Annotated in this window: 22 protein-coding genes, 1 other RNA gene and 1 pseudogene; 11 read left to right on the top strand and 13 right to left on the bottom strand. The window is 65.7% G+C overall.

The genetic code is table 11. The features are described 5' to 3' along the window. Window positions 1-413: 413 nt before the first annotated feature. Window positions 414-923, top strand: a complete 510-nt coding sequence (gene rcdA, locus N2603_RS08565; protein WP_260388384.1) for a protease adaptor protein RcdA — start codon at window positions 414-416, stop codon at window positions 921-923. A 183-nt stretch (window positions 924-1,106) separates the two neighbouring features. Here the strand turns inward: rcdA and rpmE are convergent, their stop codons facing one another. Further along, complete coding sequence (rpmE, locus tag N2603_RS08570; RefSeq protein ID WP_018646677.1) at window positions 1,107-1,334, bottom strand: 50S ribosomal protein L31; 228 nt, start codon at window positions 1,332-1,334, stop codon at window positions 1,107-1,109. Between the two features lie 200 nt (window positions 1,335-1,534). Between rpmE and N2603_RS08575 the strand changes: the two genes are divergently transcribed. Next, window positions 1,535-3,385, top strand: coding sequence for an ABC transporter ATP-binding protein/permease (locus N2603_RS08575; protein WP_260388385.1), 1,851 nt, complete (start codon window positions 1,535-1,537; stop codon window positions 3,383-3,385). A 116-nt stretch (window positions 3,386-3,501) separates the two neighbouring features. Here N2603_RS08575 and N2603_RS08580 read toward each other — a convergent pair whose 3' ends face one another. The 4 genes from N2603_RS08580 to N2603_RS08595 all read right to left on the bottom strand — a co-directional run bounded on the left by N2603_RS08580 (window position 3,502) and on the right by N2603_RS08595 (window position 6,429). Next, window positions 3,502-3,717, bottom strand: a complete 216-nt coding sequence (locus tag N2603_RS08580; RefSeq protein WP_260388386.1) for a hypothetical protein — start codon at window positions 3,715-3,717, stop codon at window positions 3,502-3,504. 73 nt (window positions 3,718-3,790) lie between these two features. Next, complete coding sequence (locus N2603_RS08585; protein WP_260388387.1) at window positions 3,791-4,237, bottom strand: GNAT family N-acetyltransferase; 447 nt, start codon at window positions 4,235-4,237, stop codon at window positions 3,791-3,793. Then, window positions 4,237-5,265, bottom strand: coding sequence for a peptidoglycan -binding protein (locus N2603_RS08590; protein ID WP_260388388.1), 1,029 nt, complete (start codon window positions 5,263-5,265; stop codon window positions 4,237-4,239). Before N2603_RS08590 ends, N2603_RS08585 begins: the two co-directional genes overlap by 1 nt. 141 nt (window positions 5,266-5,406) lie before the next feature. After that, window positions 5,407-6,429 carry a flagellar motor protein MotA gene (locus tag N2603_RS08595; RefSeq protein WP_260388389.1) on the bottom strand — a complete coding sequence of 341 codons (1,023 nt, stop codon included), beginning with the start codon at window positions 6,427-6,429 and terminating at the stop codon, window positions 5,407-5,409. 254 nt (window positions 6,430-6,683) lie between these two features. On the opposite strand from N2603_RS08595, the gene N2603_RS08600 reads away from it, so the two are divergent. The 4 genes from N2603_RS08600 (at window position 6,684) to N2603_RS08615 (ending at window position 13,532) form a co-directional block, all read left to right on the top strand. After that, window positions 6,684-7,703, top strand: coding sequence for an SAM-dependent methyltransferase (locus N2603_RS08600; protein ID WP_260388390.1), 1,020 nt, complete (start codon window positions 6,684-6,686; stop codon window positions 7,701-7,703). A 228-nt stretch (window positions 7,704-7,931) separates the two neighbouring features. Further along, entirely contained in the window at window positions 7,932-9,125 is a 1,194-nt protein-coding gene (locus N2603_RS08605) for an efflux RND transporter periplasmic adaptor subunit (protein WP_260388391.1), read from the top strand. 6 nt (window positions 9,126-9,131) lie between these two features. After that, window positions 9,132-12,293, top strand: a complete 3,162-nt coding sequence (locus tag N2603_RS08610; RefSeq protein WP_260388392.1) for a multidrug efflux RND transporter permease subunit — start codon at window positions 9,132-9,134, stop codon at window positions 12,291-12,293. Window positions 12,294-12,404: 111 nt separating this feature from the next. Further along, window positions 12,405-13,532: an AAA family ATPase gene (locus N2603_RS08615; protein WP_018646686.1), complete on the top strand. Its 1,128-nt coding sequence runs from the start codon at window positions 12,405-12,407 to the stop codon at window positions 13,530-13,532. A gap of 295 nt (window positions 13,533-13,827) precedes the next feature. Here N2603_RS08615 and N2603_RS08620 read toward each other — a convergent pair whose 3' ends face one another. The 8 genes and pseudogenes from N2603_RS08620 to tkt form a co-directional block, all read right to left on the bottom strand. Then, a complete protein-coding gene (locus tag N2603_RS08620) occupies window positions 13,828-14,622 on the bottom strand; it encodes an inositol monophosphatase family protein (RefSeq protein ID WP_018646688.1) in 795 nt (264 codons plus the stop codon). 85 nt (window positions 14,623-14,707) lie between these two features. Next, window positions 14,708-15,789, bottom strand: a pseudogene (locus N2603_RS08625) (tetratricopeptide repeat protein). A gap of 8 nt (window positions 15,790-15,797) precedes the next feature. Continuing rightward, on the bottom strand, window positions 15,798-16,487 hold the full coding sequence (locus tag N2603_RS08630; RefSeq protein ID WP_260388393.1) for a thiamine phosphate synthase: 690 nt from the start codon (window positions 16,485-16,487) through the stop codon (window positions 15,798-15,800). A gap of 3 nt (window positions 16,488-16,490) precedes the next feature. Then, window positions 16,491-17,516 (bottom strand): class I fructose-bisphosphate aldolase, encoded by a 1,026-nt coding sequence (locus N2603_RS08635; RefSeq protein WP_260388394.1) that lies wholly within the window; start codon window positions 17,514-17,516, stop codon window positions 16,491-16,493. Between the two features lie 221 nt (window positions 17,517-17,737). Beyond that, window positions 17,738-18,805 carry a class II fructose-bisphosphate aldolase gene (fba, locus tag N2603_RS08640; RefSeq protein ID WP_018646692.1) on the bottom strand — a complete coding sequence of 356 codons (1,068 nt, stop codon included), beginning with the start codon at window positions 18,803-18,805 and terminating at the stop codon, window positions 17,738-17,740. 51 nt (window positions 18,806-18,856) lie between these two features. Continuing rightward, the gene (locus N2603_RS08645; protein WP_018646693.1) at window positions 18,857-20,053 is read right to left on the bottom strand and encodes a phosphoglycerate kinase; all 1,197 of its coding nucleotides are present in this window, start codon (window positions 20,051-20,053) and stop codon (window positions 18,857-18,859) included. 152 nt (window positions 20,054-20,205) lie between these two features. Beyond that, a complete protein-coding gene (gene gap, locus N2603_RS08650; RefSeq protein WP_018646694.1) occupies window positions 20,206-21,213 on the bottom strand; it encodes a type I glyceraldehyde-3-phosphate dehydrogenase in 1,008 nt (335 codons plus the stop codon). A gap of 148 nt (window positions 21,214-21,361) precedes the next feature. Continuing rightward, window positions 21,362-23,347, bottom strand: coding sequence for a transketolase (gene tkt, locus N2603_RS08655; RefSeq protein ID WP_260388395.1), 1,986 nt, complete (start codon window positions 23,345-23,347; stop codon window positions 21,362-21,364). 371 nt (window positions 23,348-23,718) lie between these two features. Between tkt and N2603_RS08660 the strand changes: the two genes are divergently transcribed. From N2603_RS08660 to N2603_RS08680, 5 genes are all read left to right on the top strand, one after another. Then, window positions 23,719-24,039, top strand: coding sequence for a DUF4164 domain-containing protein (locus N2603_RS08660; protein WP_020608063.1), 321 nt, complete (start codon window positions 23,719-23,721; stop codon window positions 24,037-24,039). Next, window positions 24,036-24,419: a cell division protein ZapA gene (locus tag N2603_RS08665; RefSeq protein ID WP_260388396.1), complete on the top strand. Its 384-nt coding sequence runs from the start codon at window positions 24,036-24,038 to the stop codon at window positions 24,417-24,419. Before N2603_RS08660 ends, N2603_RS08665 begins: the two co-directional genes overlap by 4 nt. Window positions 24,420-24,694: 275 nt before the next feature. Next, window positions 24,695-24,855: non-coding RNA, 6S RNA (ssrS, locus tag N2603_RS08670), on the top strand. 191 nt (window positions 24,856-25,046) lie between these two features. Beyond that, window positions 25,047-25,643, top strand: a complete 597-nt coding sequence (locus N2603_RS08675; protein ID WP_260388397.1) for a 5-formyltetrahydrofolate cyclo-ligase — start codon at window positions 25,047-25,049, stop codon at window positions 25,641-25,643. After that, window positions 25,621-26,445 carry a TIGR00282 family metallophosphoesterase gene (locus N2603_RS08680; RefSeq protein WP_018646698.1) on the top strand — a complete coding sequence of 275 codons (825 nt, stop codon included), beginning with the start codon at window positions 25,621-25,623 and terminating at the stop codon, window positions 26,443-26,445. Before N2603_RS08675 ends, N2603_RS08680 begins: the two co-directional genes overlap by 23 nt. Window positions 26,446-26,809 lie beyond the last annotated feature (364 nt).

Raw genomic sequence — 26,809 nt, forward strand, 5'->3', positions numbered from 1 at the left:
GCGTTGCGCCAGCCAGTACCAAATGCCCCGTGCCCAACCTGGCCCGGTGCGAAGACGGCGAGTTTTGTTCCGCACCGCACTCGGCCAGCGGCCGACATGGCTAACGAACTCTCAAAAAATTAGCTCGTTTACGGTCGATTAAGCTTTCGGGTTTATGACTGGAACTGTCCTCGTTTGGACACCGAGTGGCTCCTGTCCACTCTGTTTGACGCCTCCCTGTTATCAACTTTCAAAGCCGCCGGTCTCCGGCGGCTCTTTTTTTGCGTCTCTCATAGGTTGAATTCCGAGGAATGACCCGCGGAAACCATATCCGCGCTTGTCGCTGGACTCCGCGCTTCGCCCGCGCAATGATTTGTTCATCATAATCCGGCGCCAAGCCGGGCGGGTAAACAGTTGCGTAAGGGGCGTTAACCATGGAACGTTTGCAAGTCGAAGGTGCTCTCGTTCAACTCAGCGAGCGGTTCACCAATTCTGCGGCGTTCGGCGCCCTGTTCCGCGAGGGCATGGACCTCGTCGAAGAGACCGCGGCCTATCTCGATGGCGCCGGCCGCACCGAGGCCAAGGCGCTCGACCGCGCCGTCAGCCTCACCTACGCGACCGAGAGCATGCGCCTCACCACCCGCCTGATGCAGCTCGCCTCCTGGCTGCTGCTGCACCGCGCGGTGAAGGAAGGCGAGATGACGCTGATGCAGGCCAACCGCGAGAAGACCAAGGTCAAGCTCACCGCCGCCGATCCCGGCCCGGCCGACACCATCGAGAAGCTGCCCTCGCAGCTCCAGGAGCTGATCCACCGCTCGATGAGCCTGCAGACCCGCGTGCGCCGCCTCGACAGCTCGATCCACACCGCGCCTGCCGAACACGTCGCCATCGGCAACCCGCTGGTGCCGCACCTCAACGCGCTGAAGGCCGCGTTCGAGCGGTAAGGTCCATCAACAATCTCTTTCGTCATTCCGGGACGCGCCACTTGGCGCGGGCCCGGAATCCATACTCCCGATCGTGGTTATGGATTCCGGGCTCGCCCTTCGGGCGCCCTGGAATGACGGACAAAAACAAAAACGCCCCCGGTCCTCCGGGGGCGTTTTTCGTCTCCAGCCTTGCGGGCCGGATCAATCCTTTTTGAGAAAGCCCGAAAACTTCTTCTGGAAGCGCGAGACGCGGCCGCCGCGGTCCATCAGCTGCTGGGAGCCGCCGGTCCAGGCCGGGTGCGACTTCGGGTCGATGTCGAGGTGCAGCTTGTCGCCTTCCTTGCCCCAGGTCGAGCGGGTCTGGTACTCGGAACCGTCGGTCATCACGACCGTAATCGTATGATAATTCGGATGAATTTCGGCTTTCATGGCAATTCCTCGGCGCCCTGCGCCTATCGCTAGAGTGATGATCGATGACGGATTTGGGCGGCTCTATACCCCACAGTCCCCCTCAAAACAAGCCATTGTGGGGACTGGAGAACCGGGCCGCCCCCTAAGGGACATCCCGGATTTGCCACTCCTCCTGCACCGGCCTATGTGGGGAGAATTGTCTCCTTGGGTCCGATCTCATGAGCGCTGTGGAACGGCTTGACGACCAGTACCGCGACGGGCGCGACACCGCGCCGGCAGACACCCCGTCGATCGAGGCCGAGCTGATCGAGCAGCCCGCCAAGGGACGCGCGAAGCTGCGGCCGCTGCTGGCGCTCGCGCCCTATGTGAGCCGCTATCGCGGGCGCGCCGCGCTCGCCTTTGTCGCGCTCACGATCGCGGCGCTGACCACGCTGCTGGTGCCGGTCGCAGTGCGCCGGATGATCGATTTCGGTCTGACGCCCGAGGGCATCGAGCTGATCAACAGCTACTTCTCGGTGATGATCGCTGTCGTCGCCGTGCTCGCGCTGGCGAGCGCGGCGCGCTACTACCTCGTGATGACGATCGGCGAGCGCATCGTCGCCGATCTGCGCCGTGACGTGTTCGCGCATCTATTGTCGCTGTCGCCGTCCTTCTTCGATTCCGCGCGCAGCGGCGAGCTGATCTCTCGCCTCACCGCCGACACCACCCAGATCAAGTCCGCCGTCGGCGCCTCGGTGTCGATCGCGCTGCGCAACCTGATGATGTTCTTCGGCGCGGCCGCGATGATGGTGATCACCAGCCCGAAGCTGTCGGGCTTCGTGCTGCTCGCCATTCCCCTGATCGTGCTGCCGCTGGTCGCTTTCGGGCGCTGGGTGCGCCGGCTCTCGCGCAACGCGCAGGACACGCTCGCCGACGCGTCCGCCTATGCCGGCGAGCTGGTCGGCGCGATCCGCACCGTGCAGGCCTATACCAGCGAGGGCTTCGCCGAGAAGCGTTTCGGCGGTGAGGTCGAGCAGGCCTATGAAGCCGCGCGCACCTCGACCCAGGCCCGCGCCGTGCTCACCGCCATCATCATCTTCATCGTGTTCGCAAGCGTGGTCGCGATCCTCTGGATCGGCTCGCATGACGTCCTGACCGGCGCGATCACGCCGGGCCGGCTCGGCCAGTTCGTGCTCTATGCGGCCTTCGCCGCCGCCGGCCTCGGCCAGCTCAGCGAGGTCTGGGGCGAGGTCTCGGCCGCCTCGGGCGCCGCCGAGCGCCTGTTCGAGATCCTGCATGTGCAGCCCGACATCAAGGCGCCCGCGTCTCCGCGTGCGCTGCCGGTGCCGCCGCGCGGCGAGGTCGGCTTCGACCGCGTCAGCTTCGCCTATCCGGCGCGTCCCGACGTCAACGTGCTCGACGCCGTGTCGTTCACCGTGCGCCCCGGCGAGAAGGTCGCGATCGTCGGTCCCTCCGGCGCCGGCAAGAGCACGATCTTCCATCTGCTGCTGCGCTTCTACGATCCGCGTGGTGGCGCGATCTCGCTAGACGGCGTGCCGGTGAAGTCCGCCGATCCCCGCGACTTCCGCTCCCGCATCGCGCTGGTGCCGCAGGAATCCAACGTGTTTGCCGCGAGTGCCCGCGAGAACATCCGCTTCGGCCGGCCCGATGCGAGCGATGCCGAAGTCGAGCGCGCCGCCGAGCTCGCGCATGCCTCCGAATTCATCCGCCGCCTGCCGGAAGGCTTCGACACCCCGCTCGGTGAACGCGGCGTGACGCTGTCAGGCGGCCAACGCCAGCGCATCGCGATCGCCCGCGCCATTTTGCGCGATGCGCCGCTGCTGCTGCTCGACGAGGCCACCTCCGCGCTCGATGCCGAAAGCGAGACCCTGGTGCAGACCGCGCTGGAAGAATTGATGCGCCACCGCACCACGCTGGTGATCGCCCATCGCCTCGCCACCGTCCTGTCCTGCGACCGCATCCTGGTCATGGACCACGGCAAGATCGTCGAGCAGGGCACGCATGCCGAGCTCGTGGCGGCGAACGGGCTCTATGCGCGGCTGGCGAGATTGCAGTTCGAGGGAGCGTGAGGCGTCGCCTCACTCTCGTCATTGCGAGCGAAGCGAAGCAATCCAGACTGTCTCAGCGGAAAGACTCTGGATTGCTTCGCTGCGCTCGCAATGACGTGTGGAGGGAACTTCGCACCTTACCGGCACTTCGGCGAGAGCGCCGGCACGTTCGGCCACAGCCAGTTCTTCCAGCTTCCGTCCGCGTCCACGCAGGCTGATGATCCGGGGCCGTTCGTCTTCGCAGGGACGCTCGATGTCGCAAAGCGCTGGTCGACATAGGTCGTCGACAGATATCCGGCGACGATGACGCCCAGCATCACCGAGGACCCCTTGGCCAGCTCGCTCAGCTTCATCGATCGTCTCCATCGGCTTGTCATGCCTGGGACAACGAATAACCGGCGCCGCGGGATCCAACCGTGACAGGCCTCACGCCCGCCACACCATCTTCAGCACCGGCCGGCCCGAGGTCGGGTTCACATCGTCGCCGGCGTGGGCAAAGCCGTTGCGCTCGTAGAAGCGGATGGCGCGGGAATTGTCCTTGTTGACGAGCAGCGTGACGCCTGATGGCGACAGCCGCTTGGCCTCGTCCACCAGCAGCCGTGCCGCATCCGAGCCCCAATGCGCGGGATCGACCACGAGCTGGTCGAGATAACCCTCGCCGTCGATGGTGACGAAGCCGGTCAGCACGCCGTTTTGCTCGGCGACCACGACCTGGGCCTTCGGCACCAGATCCTTGCGCCAACGCTCGCGCCACCATTCCAGCCGCGCGGCGAAATCGATCTGCGGATAGGCCTCTTGCCAGGTGCGATGCCAGAGGTCGATCGAGGCTGTCTCGTCCTCGGGGCGGTAAGGGCGGAGGTGGAGCGCGCTCACTACCGCTCCGTCAGCTTCAGCTCGATGCGGCGGTTGCGCTTGAAGGCCTCTTCCGTGGTGCCGGTGTCGAGCGGCTGGAACTCGCCGAAGCCGGCGGCGACGAGGCGCTGGGCGGGCACGCCGAGCGAGATCAGGTATTGCACCACCGAGATCGAGCGCGCCGCCGACAGGTCCCAGTTCGACTTGAAGTTCGCACCACTGACGGGCCGCACGTCGGTGTGGCCATCGACGCGCAGCACCCAGGGGATGTCGCTCGGGATCTTCTTGTCGAGCTCGATCAGCGCGGCTGCCAAGGTGTCGAGCTCGGCGCGGCCCTCGGGCAGCAGCACCGCCTGGCCGGTGTCGAAGAACACTTCGGACTGGAATACGAAGCGGTCGCCGACGATGCGAATGTCGGGGCGATTGCCGAGGATGGCGCGCAGCCGGCCGAAGAACTCCGAGCGGTAGCGCGACAATTCCTGCACGCGCTGCGCCAAGGCGACATTCAAGCGAGAACCCAGATCTGCGATCCGGTTCTGCGATTCCTTGTCGCGCTTCTCGCTCGCATCGAGCGCCTCCTCCAGCGCCGCCAGCTGCCGGCGCAGCGCGCTGATCTGCTGGTTCAACACCTCGATCTGCGCCAGCGCCCGCGCTGAAACGGCCTTCTCGGAGTCCAGCGCCTTGCCGAGCTCGGTGGTCTTTCCTTGCGCGTCGCTGCCGGCGGCCGCCAGGCCCTCATAGAGGCCCTTGACGCGGTCGCGCTCGGACTCGGCCGAAGCGAGGCCGGCCCTCAGCTGCGAGACCTGGTCGTCCAGCGTGAGCTTGCCCAGCTTCTCCAACGACAGCAGCTCGTTGAGCTGGGCGATCTTGGCGTTGAGCTGCTCCAGCGCCTTGTCCTTGCCGGTCACCTCCTGCGACAGGAAGAACTGCACGACGAGGAACACAGACAGCAGGAACACGATCGACAGGACCAGCGTCGACAGCGCGTCGACGAAGCCGGGCCAGTAGTTGAAGGCGCCTTCGCTGCGGCGGCCGCGGGCTAGAGCCATTTACGTCTCCGTTCTCTCGTGTCCCGGACGCGCTGCAGCGTGCAACGCTGCTGCGCAGAGCCGGGACCTATCCCTCGTCTCTGGGCCCCAGCTCAGCGCCGCATCGCTTCGCGCTGCGTCGCGTCCGGGGCACGCGAGCGTCTAACCCTTCTCGGGCTGGCGCGCGAGGCGTTCCAGCAGGCGCCGGATCTCGCGGTTCTGCTCGCCCTGGCCGTCGGCCCATTCGCGGATCATCTGCTGCTCGGTGCGCATGTGCGAGACCAGCGCCTGGATCGCTTCAGCAAGGCTCGCCATCGCCGCCGTGGTGCCGCGGCTGGCGCTGCCTTCCTCGAGCACGGAGCGCAAGCGCTCGACCGCTGCCTGAAGCTCGCCGCTGGCAACCCCGCCGCCGGCGGCGGCGGCGACGGGTACCTCGCCGCGGCCATATTCGCGCACGGTGGTGGCGAGCCAGTCCTCGAGGTCGGTGTAGAAGCGGTTCTGCGCCTGGCTCGATTGCAGATCGAGGAAGCCGAGGATCAGCGAGCCGGCGAGGCCGAACAGGGAGCTGGAGAACGAGATGCCCATGCCGCCGAGCGGGGCGGCGAGACCCTCCTTCAGCGTGTCGAACAGGGCGCCGGAATCGCCGCCGACCTTGAGCCCGTCGATCACCTTGCCGACCGAGCCGACCGTCTCGATCAGGCCCCAGAAGGTGCCGAGCAGGCCGAGGAAGACCAAGAGGCCGGTCATGTAGCGGGAGATGTCGCGGGCCTCGTCGAGGCGAGTCGCGATCGAATCGAGCAGATGCCGCATGGTGGTCTGGGTGATGGTCATCCGCCCGGTGCGCTCGCCGCCCAGGATCATCGCCATCGGCGCCAGCAGTTTCGGATGCCGGGCGGGCGCAAGGCCCGGATCGGCAATGCGGAAATTGTTGACCCAGGACACCTCAGGGTAGAGCCGGATCACCTGGCGGAAGGCCAGGATGATGCCGATGAACAGGACGCCGCCGATCAGGGCGTTGAGCCCGGGATTGGCGAAGAAGGCCAGGATGATCTGCTTGTAGAGCACCACGCCGACCAGGGTGCAGAGCACCAGGAAGACCAGCATCCGCACCAGGAACACGCTGGGCGAGGACAGTTTTGTATATTCGATGTCCATGGGGGAGCGGGGCGAGGTGCCAGACGGCATGGCCGGTATCATCCGTTACGAACGTGATTGCGGGGCGCACTATGGCACAGGCCCGGCCCAAAAAAAGCGCCGGATACGCCGATTTCGTGGACAGCGCCGGAACCCGAAGCGGAAATCGCGCTTTGATAGCGTGACATTTGCAAGACTTCGGCATCCCGCAGGCCGCCGGTGCCCTGTGGCTGCCCCGGCCGTTGCCGGCACCTGCCCGTTCTTCCCTCCGCCGCCCGACGAGACCTGACCAAGGGAGTGGTCGCATGAGCGTCGTTTCCGCGATCATCGGGACAGCAGAACGCGTGCCGCTGCCCGATGTCATGATCCGGGCTGCGATCCAGCGCCTCTGCTCCCGCACCGCAACCCGTCTCACCGCGCACGATGCGGCCGGCGATGCCGCCATCGCCGGGCGGATGCTGCTGCGGCCCATCGCCGGGGACGCGGATGCTGGGCATGAGGAGGTGCCTGCGTCCTACTTCGCAGAGGTGCTCGGCCCCAACCGTAAATATTCGTGCTGCTTCTACAAAACGGACGCGACCACCCTGCAGGAGGCGGAGGAGGAGGCGCTGCGCCAGACCGTGGAGCATGCCGGTCTTGCCGACGGCCAGGCCATCCTCGAGCTCGGCTGCGGCTGGGGCTCGCTCTCGCTGTGGATGGCGCGGCAATTTCCGCACGCCACGGTGACGGCCGTGTCGAACTCGCGGGCGCAACGCGCCCTGATCGAGGAGGGGGCGCGGCTGCGCGGGCTGTCCAACCTCCGCGCGGTCAGTGCGGACATGAACGTGTTCGCGCCCGATGGCCAGTTCGATCGCATCGTCGCGGTCGAGACCTTCGAGCACATGATGAACTGGCGCAAGCTGATGCCGCGCCTGCGCTCATGGCTTGCGCCCGAGGGGCGCTGCTTCATGCACATCGCCACGCATCGCACCGGCTCCCATCTGTTCGACCCGGCCGATCGCGAGGACTGGATCGCCCAGCACGTCTTCACCGGCGGGCTGATGCCGAGCCATCACCTCGTCGGGCAGTTCGATGACATCTTCACCGTCGAGAAGGAATGGTGCTGGAGCGGCACGCATTATCAGCGCACCGCCAACGACTGGCTCGCCAATTTCGACGCGCATCGCGAGACGATCGAGGCGGCCTTGCGCAAGGTCTATGGCGATGACACCGGTCTTTGGATGCGCCGCTGGCGCTGGCTGTTCCTGGTGACATCGGGCCTGTTCGGCTATGCCGACGGAACCGAATGGGGCGTCAGCCGCTACCGGATGAAGGCGGCCGAGTGATTGCGATCTTCTGTCGCAGCAGCCGCTGATGGAACCCGACTCACAATCCGGTGAGACCCGAAAAGCCTCAAAAAGTCAGCACGATAGGTCGTGTGACATTGAGCCGCCCGCAGCATCCGTTGCGTCGCAGCAGGTCCATTCTATCTTGACGACATCAGCTGCGCGCAAATCGCCCAGAACGGGCAGGCGTGCGTGATCAGATTCAACAATTTCGGGGCACTTCACTTCATGTCAGGACTTCGCGCGCGATCGGCATGCGTTGCAATGATGCTCGCGGCCCTGGCGCCGCTGCTCGCGGGTTGCGATGAATCGAGTTCGGCCGTCTCTGCCGCTCCGCCCACCGATCCTGACGTCAGCATCGTCGTCGTCAAGCCGCAACCGCGCGCCGTGGTGCGCGAGCTGCCGGGCCGCATCGCGCCGACGCGCGTCTCCGACGTGCGGCCGCGCGTCTCCGGCATCGTGGTCGAGCGTCTGTTCCGCCAGGGCAGCGAGGTCAAGGCCGGCGATCCGCTCTACCGCATCGATCCGCGTCCGTTCGAGGTCGAGGTGATGGCCAATGAGGCGGCGGTCGCCAAGTCCGAGGCTGCGCTGATGCAGGCCAAGCAGCAGGCGCACCGCATCGCCACCCTCACCAGGGATCGCGCGGCGCCGGAAGCCGAGAACGAGAAGGCGATCGCAGCCGAACGCCAGGCCCATGCCGAGGTCGAGGGACGCAAGGCCGAGCTCGCCCGCGCCAAGCTCAACCTCGACTACGCCACCGTGCGCGCGCCGATCGACGGCGTCGTCGGCGCGGCCCTCGTCAGCGAGGGCGCGCTCGCGGTGCAGAACGAGACCAATCTTGCCACCATCCAGCAGCTCGATCCGATCTATGCCGACTTCACCCAGTCGGTGACCGAGCTCAACCAGCTCCGCCGCGCCTTCGAGAGCGGCGATCTCGAGCGCATTGCGGCGGATGCCGCCAAGGTGCGCCTCGTGCTCGACGACAACACGCTCTATTCGCTCGACGGCAAGCTGCTGTTCTCCGATGCCAAGGTCGACGCCCATACCGGCCAGGTGACGCTGCGCGGCGAATTCCGCAACCCCAAGCGCGAGCTGCTGCCGGGCATGTATGTCCGCGTCCGCATCGACCAGGGTCTCGACAGCGACGCCATCGCGGTGCCGCAGCAGGCGATCCAGCGCAATGGCGGCGGCGGCAGCGAGGTGTTCGTCGTCAAGGACGACAACCACATCGCGGTGCAGCCGGTGCGCACGGGCTCGGTGCAGGACGGACTCTGGTTCGTCACCGAAGGCCTGAAGGCCGGTGACAAGGTCGTGGTCGAGGGCTTCCAGAAGTTCGCGGCCGGTGACAGGGTCAAGCCGCAATCCTGGTCCGAGGCGGATGCGACCGCGGACAACCGGCACGCCCAGAAGCTCACGCGGTAACGCGCCATGGCCAGTTTCTTCATCGACAGGCCGATCTTCGCCTGGGTGGTCGCGCTGTTCATCTGTCTGATCGGCGCGATCTCGGTGCCGCTGCTGCCGATCGCGCAATATCCGATCATCGCGCCGCCCTCGATCTCGATCTCGACCAGCTATCCCGGTGCCTCGCCGGAAAACCTCTACAACAGCGTCACGCGCCTGATCGAGGAGGAGCTCAACGGCGCCTCCGGCATCCTCAATTTCGAATCGACCAGCGACTCGCTCGGCCAGGTCGAGATCATCGCCAACTTCCAGCCGGGCACCGATACCAGCGCCGCCTCGGTCGAGGTGCAGAACCGCATCAAGCGCGTCGAGGCGCGCCTGCCGCGCGCGGTGATCCAGCAGGGCATCCTGATCGAGGAAGCCTCGAGCGCAGTGCTCCAGATCATCACGCTGAACTCGACCGACGGCAGCCTGGATGAGGTCGGCCTCGGCGACTTCATGATCCGCAACGTGCTCGGCGAAATCCGGCGCATTCCCGGCGTCGGCCGCGCCACGCTGTATTCGACCGAACGCAGTCTTCGTGTGTGGGTCGATCCGGCAAAACTGGTCGGCTACGGGCTGACCGCCGACGACGTCAACAAGGCGATCGCCGCGCAGAACGCCCAGGTCGCCTCCGGCAGCATCGGCGCCGAGCCGTCGACCTCGAGCCAGCGCACCTCGGCGCTGGTGCTGGTCAAGGGCCAGCTCTCCTCGCCCGATGAATTCGGCGCCATCATCCTGCGCGCCAATGCCGACGGTTCGACCGTGCGCCTGCGCGACGTCGCGCGCGTCGAGGTCGGCGGCCTCAGCTACCAGTTCAACACGCGTCTCGACGGCAAACCGACCGCCGGTCTCTCCGTGCTGATGTCGCCGACCGGCAACGCGCTGGCGACGGCGAGTGCGGTCGAAGCGAAAATGAAGGAGCTGTCGCGCTTCTTCCCGGCCAACATCTCCTACGAGATTCCCTACAACATCACGCCCGTGGTCGAGGCCTCGATCAAGAAGGTGCTGATGACGCTGGTCGAAGCAGTGGTGCTGGTGTTCGTGGTGATGTTCCTGTTCCTGCAGAACATCCGCTACACCATCATTCCGACCATCGTGGTGCCGGTGGCGCTGTTAGGGGCCTGCACCACGCTGCTGCTTGCAGGCTACTCCATCAACATGCTCTCGATGTTCGGCATGGTGCTCGCGGTCGGCATCCTCGTCGACGACGCCATCGTCGTGGTCGAGAATGTCGAGCGCATCATGAGCGAGGAAGGCCTGCCGCCGAAGGAGGCGACGCGCAAGGCGATGTCGCAGATCTCGGGCGCCATCATCGGCATCACCCTGGTGCTGATGGCGGTGTTCGTGCCGATGGCGTTCTTCCCGGGCTCGGTCGGCATCATCTACCGCCAGTTCTCGGTCACCATGGTGGCCGCGATCGGCTTCTCCGCGTTCCTGGCGCTGTCGCTGACGCCGGCGCTGTGTGCGACGCTGCTCAAGCCGGTCACCGCCGGCCACGGCCACGCGAAGCGGGGCGTGTTCGGCTGGTTCAACCGCATGCTCGAGGGCGGCAAAGAGGGCTATTCCCGCACGGTCGGCTTCTCGCTCAAGCGCACCGGCCGGCTGATGCTGGTCTATGTCGCGCTGCTGGTCGGTCTGTCCTGGGCCTTCGTCAATCTGCCGGGCGGCTTCCTGCCGATCGACGACCAGGGCTTCGTCACCACCGACGTGCAGACGCCCTCGGATTCGTCCTATGCCCGCACCGAGGCCGTGATCGAGAAGGTCGAGAAATATCTCGCGCAGCGGCCCGGCGTCGACAACGTTACCTTCCTCACCGGCTTCAGCTTCTCCGGCCAGGGCATGAACACCGCGCAGGCCTTCATCACCTTGAAGGACTGGTCGGAGCGCGGGCCGAAGGACTCCGCCGCTGCCATCGTCAACGACATCAACCGCGATCTCGGGGCGTCGATCCGCGACGCAAAAATCTCGGCGCTGCAGCCGCCGCCGATCGACAATCTCGGCAACTCCTCGGGCTTCTCGTTCCGCCTGCAGGATCGCGGCCAGAAGGGCTATGCGGCCCTGATGCGCGCCGCCGACCAGCTGATCGCGGAAGCCAATGCGAGCCCGGTGCTGCAGAAGGTCTACATCGAAGGCCTGCCGGAGGCGGGCGTCGTCAACCTCGTGATCGACCGCGAAAAGGCCGGCGCCTTCGGCGTCACCTTCGAGGACATCAACAACACGATCTCGACCAATCTCGGCTCGAACTACATCAACGACTTCCCGAACCGCGGGCGCATGCAGCGCGTCGTGGTGCAGGCAGATAGCCGCGACCGCATGCGGACCGAGGACATCCTCAACTACAACGTCAAGAACAGCCGCGGCCAGCTCGTGCCGTTCTCCTCCTTCGCCACGGTGGAATGGGCGCGCGGCCCGACGCAGATCGCCGGCTTCAACTATTATCCGGCGGTGCGCATCTCCGGCGAAGCCAGGTCCGGCTTCACCTCGGGCGATGCCATCGCCGAGATGGAGCGGCTCGCAGGCAAGCTGCCGCGCGGCTTCGGTTATGAATGGACCGGCCAGTCGCTGCAGGAGAAGCTGTCGGGCTCGCAGGCGCCGTTCCTGCTCGCGCTCTCGGTGTTCGTGGTGTTCCTGTGTCTCGCCGCGCTCTACGAGAGCTGGACCATCCCGCTCGCGGTGCTGCTCACCGTGCCGCTCGGCATCGTCGGCGCCGTGGCCGCGGCGATGCTGCGCGGCCTGCCGAACGACGTCTATTTCACCGTCGGCCTCATCACCATCATCGGCCTTGCCGCCAAGGACGCGATCCTCATCATCGAATTCGCCAAGGATCTGCGCAAAGAGGGCAAGCCGCTGGTCGAAGCCACCATCGAAGCCTGCCGCCTGCGCTTCCGCCCGATCCTGATGACGGGCCTTGCCTTCATCTGCGGCGTGCTGCCGATGGCCATCGCCCATGGCGCCGGCGGCGCCAGCCAGCAGGCGCTCGGCAGCGTCGTGATGGGCGGCATGATCGCCGTGGTGATCCTGGCGCTGCTGATGGTGCCGGTGTTCTTCGTCTCCGTGCAGCGCGTGCTGGCGGGAGATCGGGAGCCGAAGGCGGCGCGGGACGGCGAGGCCTACGGGCCACCGGCGCCGGCAAGAGCCGGCCACTGAGCGCCGGATCGGTCGGCTTGCTTTCTCGGGGTCGTCAATCCAGACTGCAGCTCTGGATTGAATGGACATGCATTCGCACTGCGGTGCGAACCCGCCGATTGAGAGCATGTGATGCGTCCGACCGACGTTGCGATCTCCAATTATCGCTCCATTCGCCAGCTCTCGATACCCATTCACCCCTTGTCCGTGTTCGTGGGTGAAAATGGTGTCGGCAAATCCAATCTCTACAAATCCTTGTCGCTGTTGCGCGACGCGGCGGCAGGTCGAATCACGCGCACGATCGCCGAGGAGGGCGGATTGAATTCCGTCTGCTGGTCCGGCCTTCGCAGGCGAGGCGAAGATGGTCGACTGCGTTTGTCGGCCAGATTCGATCGTCTCAGATATTCCATTGAGCTCGGATTTCCCGGCCCGGTTGAGGCGGCATTTTCCGGCGAGCCGATGATCAAGGCCGAAAGCATCGAGGCGACGCAAGGCAGACGAACGGTTCGACTCATGGAGCGGAAAAATTCGCTCGTCAGCGTCCGCGGCGAGAGCGGTGCCTGGAACAGCCACAAGGATGCGGTGCTGCCGTCAGAGACGGCGCTTGCGGGTTTCTCCGATGGCAAGGAATGCCCTGAGATCGAACTGATCAGAAACGCGATGCTGGGCTGGCGATTTTATCATGACTTTCGCACCGATCCGGCGTCGCCGATACGAAAGCCCTGTCTGGCGATCACGACGCCCTCGCTCAGTGCCGATGGAAGCGATTTGGCTGCCGCCCTTGCGACCCTCTATTCCATTCGGGAGGATGCCACCGACCTGCAGGACGCGATCCAGGATGCATTCCCGGGCGCCGAGCTCCGCGCATGGGCAGACAATGGCTTATGTGAATTTGATTTGCAGCTGGCGGATATGCCGCGGCCATTCAAGGCTCACGAATTGTCCGATGGGACGCTGAAATACATCTGCCTGCTCGCGGTATTCATGGGCTATCGGCTGCCGCCCTTCATCGCGCTGAACGAACCGGAGAGCAGCCTGCATCCGTCGCTGCTGGCGCCATTGGCGCGGCTGGTCGCCAAGGCATCACGCCGTGCCGACATCTGGATTGTCACCCATTCGGACCAACTGATGGAGGCATTGCGAAGCGAGAGCTCGGTCCCGCTTCGCCGGGTGATCAAGCAGAAAGGCGCCACGACGATCGAGGGCTTGACCCTCGGCGGTGAGTATCGCGACGAGGAATCCGACGAAGACGACTCTTAGTCGTTGCGGGCCGCGCCGTTGTCGGTCAAGCCGTAAGGCAACAGACCGGTAAGGGGCGCACGCTGTCTCACTCCCTCGCCCCGTTCTTAGGGGAGAGGGTGGGGTGAGGGGCTGCTCCCGCGAACTCGCTTTTCATGCTGCGCTCTGAGCGCCCGACCCGCGCCACGGCCATGTGTGCCGGATCGACTATCGGCTTGGCTGACGTCCTGCCTTGCCCCTCACCCGGATTGCACTGGACGATGCTTCGCATCGCCAGATGCAATCCGACTTCTCCCCGCGGAAGAGCGGGGAGAGGTTAAGTCGCAGGCTTCCGCAAAATCCTCACCAGCTCCCCGTGCACGAACTCGTTCCCGCACACGACGTGTCCCGTAACCAGCGGGTCGCCCGGCGTTGCGATGTCGCTCACGGTGCCACCGGCTTCGCGCACCATCAGCATGCCGGCGGCGATGTCCCAGGATTGCAGATTGCGCTCCCAATAGCCGTCGAGGCGGCCGGCGGCGACGAAGGCGAGGTCGAGCGAGGCGGCGCCGAAGCGGCGCAGGCCCGCGACGCGGTCCTGGATCGCGGTCATCTCGCGGCGGAATTCCTCGTGATCGCCGCGGCCGATATGGGGCAGGCCGCAGGCCACCACGCATTCATTGAGCTGGCGGCGGCCGGCGACGCGCAGGCGCTGGTCGTTGAGGAAGGCGCCCTTGCCGCGCTCTGAGATGTAGAGCTCGTCATTGGCGGGATTGTAGATCACGCCCGCGATCACCGTGCCCTCGCGCGCGAGGCCGATCGAGATCGCGAATTGCGGGATGCCGTGCAGGAAGTTGGTGGTGCCGTCGAGCGGATCGACGATCCAGGTGTGGCTCTTGTCGGTGCCCTCGCGCATGCCGCCTTCCTCGCCGATGAAGCCGTAGCCGGGCCGGGCCTTGGCGAGGTCCTGGTACAGGATCTCCTCGGCACGCTTGTCGGCGAGCGAGACGAAATTGGCCGGCCCCTTCAGCGAGACCTGGAGATGCTCGATCTCGCCGAGATCGCGCTTGAGGCTGCGGCCGGCGCGGCGCGCGGCCTTGACCATGACGTTGATAGTGGCGGAGTACAGCATGAGCTCTAGGTCTTGATCGGGGGGAATTGGCGCGAAATCGCGCCTGTTGAGGGATTGGGTGCCCTGCGGGAGCCGCAAGGTCAAGTCATTTGGTCCCGAGCCATTTTTTGGCGGCGGCCTCGGCCTTGGAGCGTTCCTCGGCCGGCAGATCGGACAATTGCTTGTCGAGCTCCGGATCGCCCTTGCCGGCGGTCTTGGCCACCAGGTGCCATTTGAAACCCTCGATCTTGTCCGCGGACGCGCCCATGCCGTTGATCAGCACCCAGGCCAGACGATTCTGTGCAATCGCACTGCCCTGGCGGGAGGCCTTGCGGAGCAACGCGACGGCCGCCGGCTGGTTCTTCAGGGTCCCGGTGCCGTTGAACATGGCGATGGCGTATTCGACCTCGGCATCGACATTGTCGGCCAGCGAGGCGGCCTGCAGCAGGCGCACGGCGCGTTCCGGGTCCTTCGGCACCCCGGTGCCCTCCTTGTAGAAGGTCGCGAGCGCGTATTGCGCCTCGGGCAGGCCGGCGTCCGCAGCCTGGCGCAACAGCTCGGCCGAACGCCTGACGTCCTGCGGCAGGGTCTGGCCGTCGAGATAAAGCAGCGCGAGATTATAGGCCGCCTTGGGCTCGCCGAGCTTGGCGGCGGACGCCATCAGCTTGACCGCCTCACCCTTGTCAACCGGGCCGCCGCGGCCGGAGATACGCAGCATGGCGAGCGCGAACATCGCCTCGCGGTCGCCGGCATCGGAGGCCCGCTTGTACCATTCCAGCGCCTTGGCGTAGTCGCGCCGGATGCCCATGGCGTTGGAATAGAGCTCGCCCAGCATGGTCATCGCCTTGGGATCGCCGGTTGCAGCGCGGGCGGTGGCGAGCTCGAACGCCGTCTTGTACTGGCCGCGCTGATAGGCGCCGAACACCAGGTCGACACCGGGCGTGTCGGTCGGCGGCGCCGGGATCACGGTCGCGGGCAGGGCCGGCTTGGGGAGGCGGCGGGCTTGGGCGAGGCCGAAGGCTTTGGCGCCGGCGCGGCCTCCTTCTTCTTGGCGGCCGGAGGCGCCTTAGGCTTCTGCTTCTCGGCCGCAGGGCTCGGCGTCGTGGCCGGCGGCGTGATCTGGAGCTGTGCGGCCGCCGGCGCCGTGAGCAGCAGCGTGGCCAGAATGGTGATGCGCGGGAGCTTCATGTCGGGCGCTAGCCGTGCTCCTGGCCGGCAGTATCTTGGCCGCCAGACGCGGCCGCATGGGCCTTCTTGATCGCAGCATCGACCTCGATGAGCGCAGCCTTTGGTCCGCGCGGATCGGCCCAGATGAACTCACCGACCAACACGAAATCGGCGCCGCTGGCCGCGAAGTCGTAGGCCTCTTCCAGCGACGTCGCAAAGCCGACGCAGGGCGGCTCGAACAGCTCGGCCCACCAGTCCAGCCGCTCGGCAATCGCTTGCGCCGACGGCCGCTGGCCCTTCGCGTCGGGCTCGCCGAACAGCAAATAGTCGGCACCGATCTCGCCCGCATCCATGGAATGGTGCCGCGTCGTCAGCCCGCCGACCCCGGCGATGCGATCGGGCTTGAGCGATGGCAGCGCCTCCTTCAGCGCGGCGATGCCGGGCAGGTGTGCGCCGTCGGCGCCGCCCCGTGCGACCAGCTCAGGATGGCCGTCGACGAGGAGCGCCGCGCCCGCTTTCTGCACCGGCGGCGCCAGCGCCTTGATGCGCGTGATCATGGTGCGCTGGTCGGTCTCCTTCAGTCGCAGCAGCACGGCTGCGACATCGGCGGCCGCGAGCAGGCCCGGCAATTCGGCGACGAGCGCAGCGGGATCATCGACGACAGGCGTCGCGAGATAGAGACGCGGCGCCGGGCGCGGCGGGGGCGGTTTGTTCGACAAGATCTAGGCTGCCTTCTTTTCCAGGCTACTTTGCCATTCGCCCTTGGAGGCGAGGCCGTTCATGCGGGCGCGATGGCTGAAGGCGCGTTGTCCGGCCGCGACGTTCTCGGCCTTGCCGGACCAGGCCTTCTGCGGCGCGGCCTGCAGCGCGCGGCCGTAGGAGAAGGTCAGGCCCCAGGGCAGCGGACCGAGCTTGTGCATGGCGTTGAGATGCGCGGTTGCCTCCTCGTCCGACTGGCCGCCGGAGAGGAAAGCGATGCCCGGCACGGCTGCGGGTACACAGGCCTTGAGGAGGCGCACGGTTTTCTCCGCGACCTCTTCCACGCCAGCCTGCTTCGGTGACTTCTTGCCTGAGATCGCCATGTTCGGTTTCAGCACCATGCCTTCGAGCGCGACGCGCTGCACGCGCAATTCCTGGAACGTCTTGTTGAGCACGCGCTGGGTGACGTCATAGCAGCGCTCGATGTCGTGGTCGCCGTCCATCAGCACCTCCGGCTCGACGATCGGCACGATCTGCGCGGTCTGGCACAGCGCGGCATAGCGCGCCAGCGCATGGGCGTTGACGCTGATCCCCGTCATCGAGGGGATGCCGCTGCCGATGTCGATCACCGCGCGCCATTTGGCGAAGCGCGCGCCGCGCTCGTAATATTTCTTCAGCCGCTCGGCGAGCTTGTCGAGCCCGACGGTGACGAGCTCACCCGGGCACATCGGCAGGGCCTGCGTACCCTCGTCGACCTTGATGCCGGGAATGGCGCCGCTCTGCTCGATCAGCTTGATGAGGGGCGTGCCGTCCTTGGCATCCTGCCAGATCGTCTCGTCATAGAGGATCACGCCGGAAATATACTGGCTCATGGCTTCGTTGGAGCGGAACAGCATTTCGCGGTAGTCGCGGCGATTGGCTTCGGTCGATTCCACGCCGATCGCGTCAAAACGCTTCTTGATGGTGCCGGAGGATTCGTCGGCGGCAAGGATACCCTTGCCGGGGGCAACCATGGCGGTCGCGATCCTGTTGAGCTCAGTCAGATTCATCGAGAGGTCCTCCCAAAACGATTCTGCCCTTGCCTGTGAAAATAGACCGTTCTCGGGCAATTGCCGAGTTAACGTTCGTCGCAGGGTAAAGCCGTTCTCGGTCATTCCGGGATGCGCCGAAAGGCGCAGGCCCGGAATCCATAACCACAGCCTGGGGTTATGGATTCCGGGCCCACGCTTCGCGTGTCCCGGAATGACGGGAGTGGAGTGCTCCGAGGGCCTTACGCGACCTTCGGGTCGAGCTCGCCCTTGGCGTAGCGCTTGGCCATCTCGGCGGTGGTCAGCACCTTCTTGATCTTGGAGGCCTGGCCCGCGGTGTTGAACTCCTGCAGGCGCTGCTTGCACAGCTTGGTCATCGCCTCCATCGCCGGTTTCAGGTACTTGCGCGGATCGAACTCTTCCGGATTGTCCTTCAGCACCTTGCGGATCTGGCCGGTCATGGCCATGCGGTTGTCGGTGTCGATGTTGATCTTGCGCACGCCGTGCTTGATGCCGCGCTGGATCTCGGCCACCGGCACGCCCCAGGTCGGCTTCATCTTGCCGCCATAGGCGTTGATGATGTCCTGCAGGTCCTGCGGCACCGAGGAGGAGCCGTGCATGACGAGATGCGTGTTCGGCAGCTTGCGGTGGATCTCCTCGATCACGTTCATGGCGAGGATGTCGCCGTCGGGCTTGCGGGTGAACTTGTAGGCGCCATGCGAGGTGCCCATCGCGATCGCGAGCGCGTCGACCTTGGTCTCCTGCACGAACTTCACGGCCTCGTCCGGATTGGTCAGGAGCTGGTCGTGGCTGAGCTTGCCCTCGGCGCCGTGGCCGTCTTCCTTGTCGCCCATGCCGGTCTCGAGCGAGCCGAGCACGCCGAGCTCGCCTTCCACCGAGATGCCGCCGAGATGGGCCATGTCGGTCACGGTCTTGGTGACGCCGACATTGTAGCCCCAGTCGCCCGGCGTCTTGCCGTCGGCCTTGAGCGAGCCGTCCATCATGACGGAGGTGAAGCCGGCCTGGATCGCGGTCATGCAGGTCGCGGCCTCGTTGCCGTGGTCGAGATGCACGCAGACCGGGATGTGCGGATAGATCTCGGTGACCGCGTCCATCATGTGCTTGAGCATGATGTCGTTGGCGTAGGAGCGCGCGCCGCGCGAGGCCTGGATGATGACGGGGGCGTCGACCTGGTTGGCCGCGTCCATGATCGCCAGCGCCTGCTCCATGTTGTTGATGTTGAAGGCCGGTACGCCGTAATCGTTCTCCGCCGCATGGTCGAGCAATTGACGTAACGTGATCCGAGCCATGTGTCTTTTTCTCCGTTTGGGCCTATGGGCCGCTTCTTTCTTGCCGACGAATTACTTGATGCGCAGGACTTCGACGCCGGGCAGGGGCTTGCCTTCCATCCATTCAAGAAATGCGCCACCGGCGGTCGAGACATAGGTGAAGTCACCGGCCACATGGGCCTGGTTGAGGGCCGCAACGGTGTCGCCGCCGCCCGCGATCGAGATCAGCTTCTTGGCCTTGGTGCGTCCGGCAGCGTGCTTGGCGGCCGCCATGGTGCCGCGGTCGAACGGCTGCAGCTCGAAGGCTCCCAGCGGGCCGTTCCAGACCAGGGTTGCCGCATCGTCGATCGCGGCCTGGACGCGCACGACCGATTGCGGGCCGACGTCGAGGATCATGCCGTCGGCGGGGATCGCATCGAGGCCATAGGCATGCGAGGGCGCGTTCGCCGCGAAATGATAGGCGACGGTGGCATCCACCGGCAGGATGATCGCGCAGTTGGCGGCTTCCGCCTTCTCCATGATGCGCAGCGCCGTCGGCGCGAGGTCCTTCTCGGCCAGCGACTTGCCGACCGCGACGCCCTGGGCGTGCAGGAAGGTGTTGGCCATGCCGCCGCCGATCACCAGCGCATCGACCTTGGTCACGAGATTTTCGAGCAGGTCGATCTTGGTCGAGACCTTTGCGCCGCCGATGATGGCGATGACCGGCTTGGTCGGCGAGCCCAGCGCCTTCTCCAGCGCGTCGAGCTCGGCCTGCATGGTGCGGCCGGCATAGGCCGGCAGCTTGTGGCCGAGGCCTTCGGTCGAGGCGTGCGCGCGGTGCGCCGCCGAGAACGCGTCGCTGACCCAGATGTCGCCGAGCTTTGCGAGCTCCGCGACGAAGGCGGGATCGTTCTTTTCCTCTTCCTTGTGGAAGCGGGTGTTCTCGAGGCAGAGAATGTCGCCGTCGTTCAGGCTAGCGACGGCCGTGGCCGCAGGCTCGCCGATGCAGTCGTCGGCGAAGGCGACGGGCTTCTTCACGACCTTCGATAGCGCTTCAGCAACGGGCTTCAGCGAGTCCTTGGCATCGCGGCCCTTGGGCCGGCCGAAATGCGCGAGCAGGATGACCTTGCCGCCCTTGTCCGAGATTTCGGTGATGGTCGGCGCGACGCGCTCGAGCCGGGTTGCGTCGGTGACGCGCCCGTTGTCCATGGGCACGTTGAGATCGACGCGCAGCAGCACGCGCTTGCCCTTCACGTCAACGTCGTCGAGGGTGCGGAATTTGTTGGTCATCGGAGGCCCTTGTCCCGGGCGCATAGCGGCGCGCAGTGCCGCTGTGCAGAACCGGGACCCACGTTGCGGCGAGTCCCGCGGTTAAGATGGGTCCCGGCTCTGCGGAGCAGCGCAAGCGCGCTACGCCGCGTCCGGGACACGAAGACCTTGGCTTAGATCACCTTCGCCAACGCGACGGCGGTGTCCGCCATGCGGTTCGAGAAGCCCCACTCGTTGTCGTACCAGGACATCACGCGCACCAGCGTGCCGTTCTGCACCTTGGTCTGGTCCTCGTGGAAGGTCGAGGAGTGCGGGTCGTGGTTGAAGTCGATCGAGACGTTCGGCGCGCTGGTGTAGCCGAGGATGCCCTTGAGCTGCTGCTCAGAGGCGCGCTTCATCGCCGCGTTGATTTCCTTGGCATCGGTCGCGCGCTTGGCGACAATCTTGAGGTCGACCACCGAGACGTTCGGGGTCGGCACGCGGATCGCGACGCCGTCGAGCTTGCCCTTCAGCTCGGGCAGCACGAGGCCGATCGCCTTGGCGGCGCCGGTCGAGGTCGGGATCATCGACATCGCAGCCGCGCGGCCGCGGTAGAGATCCTTGTGCAGCGTATCCAGCGTCGGCTGGTCGCCGGTGTAGGCGTGGATCGTGGTCATGAAGCCGGTCTCGATGCCGACGAGATCGTTCAGCACCTTGGCGACCGGCGCGAGGCAGTTGGTGGTGCAGCTTCCGTTGGAGACGACCAGATGATCCTTGGTCAGCGTGTCGTGATTGACGCCGTAGACGATGGTGGCGTCGGCGCCGTCGGCGGGCGCGGAGACCAGCACGCGCTTGGCGCCGGCGGTCAGATGCGCGGAGGCCTTGTCCTTCGAGGTGAAGATGCCGGTGCACTCGAGCGCGATGTCGACGCCGAGATCCTTCCAGGGCAGCTTCGAGGGATCGCGCTCGGCGGTCACCTTGATCTTGTTGGCGCCGAGGCTGATCGAGTCACCGTCGACGGTGACGGTGCCGGGGAAGCGGCCATGGACGCTGTCGAAACGCAGCAGATGGGCGTTCGTCTCGACCGGGCCGAGATCGTTGATGCCGACGACCTCGATGTCCTTGCGGCCTGACTCGGCGATGGCCCGCAGCACGTTGCGGCCGATGCGGCCAAAACCGTTGATTCCGACGCGGACTGCCATGTTTCGTCTCCTTCAATGACCGTTGTCGTCCCGCACAACGCGCTTCGCGCGCCTGCGTGGGTTTTTTAGGGCGGACGCCCGGTTCGGCCGGGCGGGGGCTTGATCATATGAGACGTTACGTAGTCCTTTTTTTTGGCAAGCTCAACTCTCAGCTAACGCGCTTCAGCACAGCGTTAACCGCAGCCTCGGCGGTGATGCCGAAATGCTTGTAAAGCTCCTTCGCCGGACCGCTTTCGCCGAACGAATGCATGCCGATGAATTCGCCATCCTGGCCGATCACGGCATCCCAGCCCCAGCGCACCGCGGCCTCGATTGCGACCTTCACCGGCGCATTGCCAATGATGGCGGCGCGCTTGGCTTCTGGTTGCGCTAACAAAAGCTCGAGCGAGGGCACCGACACCACCCGTGACGCGATGCCGCGCTCGGCGAGCTGCTTCTGCGCGGCAACCGCGATCTCGACCTCGGAGCCCGACGCGAACAGCGATACCTTGGCTTCGCCCTGCGCCGGAACCAGTTCATAGGCGCCGGCGGCGCAGGGACTGTCGTTCGGTGCGGTGGTGCGGAGCTGCGGCAGGTTCTGCCGCGTCAGCGCCAGCACGGTCGGACCGTCGACGCGGTTCAGCGCCAGTTCCCAGCACTCGGCGACCTCGATGGAATCGCAGGGGCGGAACACGCGCATGTTGGGCATGGCGCGAAGTGCGGCGAGATGCTCGACCGGCTGATGGGTCGGGCCGTCCTCGCCGAGGCCGATGGAATCGTGGGTCATCACGTAGACGACGCCGGCGCCCATCAGCGCGGCAAGGCGCATCGCAGGCCGTGCGTAGTCGGTGAAGACGAGGAAGGTCGCGCCGTTCGGTGCGAAGCCGCCATGCAGGAAGATGCCGTTCATCGCGGCGGCCATGCCGTGCTCGCGGATGCCGTAATGGATGAAGCGGCCCTTCGGCGTCTTCGCCGAGAAGGCGGTCGCCGACTTCGCCTTGTTGTTGTTGGAGCCGGTGAGGTCGGCCGAGCCCGCCAAAAATTCCATGGGCATTGCGGCAGCGATCGCCTCGATCGCCGCTTCCGACGATTTGCGCGTGGCGGCAACGAGCGGCTTCTCCAGCAGCTCCTTCTTGTGCGCGCGCAGCGCCTTCGCCAGCGAGGCCGGACGCTCGTGGCGCAGGCGGCGCTCGAACTCGGCGCGCTTGCGGCTGCCGAGCTCGCCGAGCCGCGCTTCCCATTCCTGACGTGCCGCGGCGCCGCGGCTGCCGGCTGCACGCCACGCCTTCAGCACATCATCGGCGACCGTGAACGGCTCGAGCGAGATGCCGAGATTTTCCTTGGCGGCCTTGAGCTCGTCGGCCCCTAACGCCTCGCCGTGCACCTTCGAGGTGCCGGCCTTGTTCGGCGCGCCGAAGCCGATGGTGGTGCGGCAGGCGATCAGCGTCGGCTTGTTGGATTTTTGCGCGCGTGTGATCGCAGCGGCGATTGCGGCCTGGTCCTGGCCGTCGATCTTCTCGGCGGCCCAGCCGGCGGACTTGAAGCGCTTCACCTGGTCGACGGAATCGGCGAGCGAGGTCGGGCCGTCGATCGAGATGCCGTTGTCGTCATAGAGCACGATCAGCTTGTTGAGCTTCCAGTGCCCGGCCATCGCAATCGCTTCCTGCGAGACGCCTTCCATCAGGTCGCCGTCGGAGGCGAGCACATAGGTGTGGTGGTCGACGATCTTCTTGCCGAATTCGGCGGCGAGCATCTTCTCGGCGAGCGCCATGCCGACCGCGGTCGAGATGCCCTGGCCGAGCGGACCGGTCGTGGTCTCGATGCCCTTGGTGCGGAAGTTCTCGGGATGGCCGGGGGTCAGCGAATCGACCTGGCGGAACTGCTTGATCTGGTCCAGCGTCATCTCGGCATTGCCGGTGAGATACAGCAGCGAATAGAGCAGCATCGAGCCGTGGCCGGCCGACAGCACGAAGCGGTCGCGGTCCGGCCAGGCGGGCGCGGCAGCGTCGAATTTCAGGAACTGCGTGAACAGCACCGTGGCGATGTCGGCGGCGCCCATCGGCAGGCCGGGATGGCCCGATTTCGCCTTCTCGACGGCGTCCATCGAAAGGCCGCGGATGGCGTTGGCCATACGGGTGTGGTCGACCTGCGTCATGTCTGAAATCCGTCTGAAATGAGGCGCTTGGCGTGCACGCCCGCGCGGGGAAGGAGCCTTTCGGCCGCTGGAAGGTCGGGGCTGGGATAGCACCTCAGTTCCGGGAGTCCAAGGCAATCAAACGCCCGTTTGACCGTAAAAGTTGCCTCTGTGGAGCCCGGTTTTCCCCCGAGATTGCACCGGGAGGAATTGACGGATCAGGACGATGCCTTCCGATCTATCGGTGCACAATTTCGGGGCGGCGTTGCGCTTGGCTAGCTTGCCACGTAAATTTCTGCTTCTAACCGCTTGCCGAACCGAGTCTTTTGCCGGACGGCAAGCTCCAGGGAAAGGCCACTGGGCAAAGGCCGCCAGGTTCCGCCGCTGACTGCATGAACGATCGCGTGTCCAACAGCTCTGCCATGACGGAGTCCTCCGCCGTCGAGATCGAGATCGCGACCCGCAGGCTCATGGCGGCTCTCGATGCGCTCGAAAGCGCGGTCGAGCGGCGACGCGATGCCGATCGCGACGAGAACGAACTTGCGGCGCGAATCCAGGCATTGGGTGCGGACCGCTCGCGGCTTGCCGACGAGCTCGACGGCGCGCTGGTGAAGGCGCGCAAGCTCGAGCGCACCAATCGCGAGATCTCCGACCGGCTGGATTCCGCGATCGTCACGATACGTTCGGTGCTCGATACCGGAGAGGATGGATGAGCCACATCAACGTCACCATCAACGGCCGGCAATACCGCATGGCCTGCGAGGAGGGCCAGGAGGTGCGGCTGCTCAAGCTCGCCGAAGCCCTGGAGACACGCATCCAGTCGCTGCGCGGAAAATTCGGCGAGATCGGCGATGCACGGCTGACCGTGATGGCGGCGCTGACCGTCTGCGACGAGCTGGTCGACACCACCAACCGTGTCCGAACCCTGGAGCAGGAATTGACCGAGCTCCGGGATTTCCGCAACGCCGCCGTCGAGCGCGCCCGCATGACCCAGACCGCGGTGGTGAACGCCCTGAACGCCGCCGCCGAACGCATCGAGAAGTCGACCCAGGTCCTGAACCGGACCGTGGGCAACGGGATCGCGATCGGGTAGAGGCTGCGGATCGCATTTGGTTTCTCGATCTGTCCACGCGCCCTTACCCTCCCCTGGAGGGGGAGGGTCGCAACGCATGGAGCGCAGCGGAATGCGATGCGGGGTGGGGTGATCTCTCCACTCGGGCACTGTTCGTGTGGAGAGATCACCCCACCCCGCTCGCGCTTCGCGCGATCGACCGTCCCCCTCCAGGGGAGGGTGGCACCGTGAGGGCCGCGACAGCGAGGCCGCTCGCCGGGCTGGCGATTCGTCAGCATCGTTGTTACATTGCGCAGGCGAGGCTGCGACGTGCGTCAGGAGCCATATATCCCCGGGGCCTTATCGATCCTTTAGGGAACTGTCCCTGGCCGGGCCCGTGGGCCCGGACATATGGTGCCCACCTACTTTCGTAGGGAACTCCGGGATCGAGTGCTTCAACGGCGTACGCGGCTTCGCACTTTTGTTTGCTTGGTTTGTGCTTGTTGAAACGGACTGCGGCCAGTTCAACAGGTGTCATGCCCCCTAGTGCGCAATTGCGCACGGAGGACCGGGGCATCCAGTACGCCGCGGCCTTTGTGTGAATCACCACCGCCTCTGGAATACTGGATCACCCGCATTCGCGGGTGATGACGTGGGGGACCAAAGCGCATGTCCAACTCCAAAGCCGAGCTCCGTGCCAAAGCCCTCGCCAAGCGCGATGCGCTGAGCGAGAAGAAGCGCACGGCAGCGGCCGCAAAGCTCGCCAAGCGCGGGCTGCCGTTCGAGCTGCTGCCCGGGAGCATCATCTCTGGCTATTCACCGATCCGCAGCGAGATAGATCCGATGCCGCTGTTGAAGACGCTTGCGGAGCAGGGCGCCAGGCTGGCGCTGCCTTGCGTCACCGCGCGCGGCCAATCGCTGATCTTCCGCATCTTCCATCCGAACGACCGCCTGATGCTCGGCCCGCTCGGCATTCCCGAGCCGTCGCCGGCAGCCGCCGAGGTCATCCCCGACATCATGCTGACGCCGCTCGCCGCCTTCGACCGCCTCGGCCATCGCATCGGCTATGGCGCGGGGCACTACGACCACACCTTCGCGCACTTGCGGAAAGCCAAGCAGATCGTCGGCATCGGCCTTGCGTTTGCGGCGCAGGAGATCGAGGCGGTTCCGGCACTATCCCACGACGTGGCGCTGGATTATGTGCTAACGGAATCGGACGTGTTCGATTTCCGGAGTTCTGAAGTTGCGCATTCTCTTCGTGGGTGATGTCGTCGGCCGTAGCGGGCGCGAGGCCGTCGCCGAATATCTGCCCGGCATGGTCAAGGATTGGTCGCTCGATTTCGTCGTGGTCAACGGCGAGAATTCGGCCGGCGGCTTCGGCATCACCGAAGCGATCTATCAGGAGTTTCTCGAGGCTGGCGCCGACGCGGTGACGCTCGGCAATCACTCCTGGGACCAGCGCGAGGCCCTGGTGTTCATCGAGCGCGCCGACCGCCTGGTGCGCCCCACAAACTATCCGCGCGGCACGCCCGGCCGCGGCGCCGCCTTGGTCGAGACCAAGAACGGCAAGCACGCCCTCGTCGTCAACGCGCTCGGCCGCGTCTTCATGACCCCGTTCGACGATCCCTTCGCCGCGCTCGAGCGCGAGCTCGGCGCCTGCCCGCTCGGTGTTGCCGCCGACGCCATCGTCGTCGATTTCCATTGCGAGGCGACCAGCGAGAAGCAGGGCATCGGCTTCTTCTGCGACGGCCGCGCCAGTCTCGTCGTCGGCACCCACACACATGTGCCGACCGCCGACCACCAGATCCTCGCAGGCGGCACCGCCTACATGACCGACGCCGGCATGACCGGCGATTACGATTCCATTATCGGCATGCAGAAGGAAGAACCGCTGCGCCGGTTCACATCAGGGATTCCGTCAAGCCGCTTCGAGCCGGCCGCGGGCGCTGCGACGCTCAGCGGCGTGGCGGTGGAGACGGATGACGCGACAGGCCTCGCGCTGAAGATTGCGCCGGTGCGCGTCGGCGGCCGGCTGGAGCCGGCGACGCCGAGGTTCTGGTTGAGCTGATTAGCGCGGCAATCGCCGCTGCACCTTCTCCCCTTGTTGTGGGAGAACGGAATGCTATAGATTTCAAATAGTTGGCCGGGCAAAGTCCCTGAAAAGCCCCTCACGGGCCGCCCGGCACCCATTTGTGCTATACTTTCAAGATGAGCAATCGGCATCCAGACAATGGCCCCAGCTTCTCCAAGGCAACCTACAACGCCGGTCAGCAGGAGAGGGCCGCTCCATCTCCGGAGCGGAAGCAGGCCCAGCTAGACCAGATGGCCCGCGACTGCGCAGACGCTCGGCTGCTGAGAACAGACCCCGCAGCGTGGGTAGCCAAGCATTTCCCGAAAGCGACGTGAGACCAAGCGTCAGTGCGCTTCAAAGC

It is taken from the genome of Bradyrhizobium huanghuaihaiense (genome assembly GCF_025200885.1).
Taxonomy (GTDB): domain Bacteria; phylum Pseudomonadota; class Alphaproteobacteria; order Rhizobiales; family Xanthobacteraceae; genus Bradyrhizobium; species Bradyrhizobium huanghuaihaiense.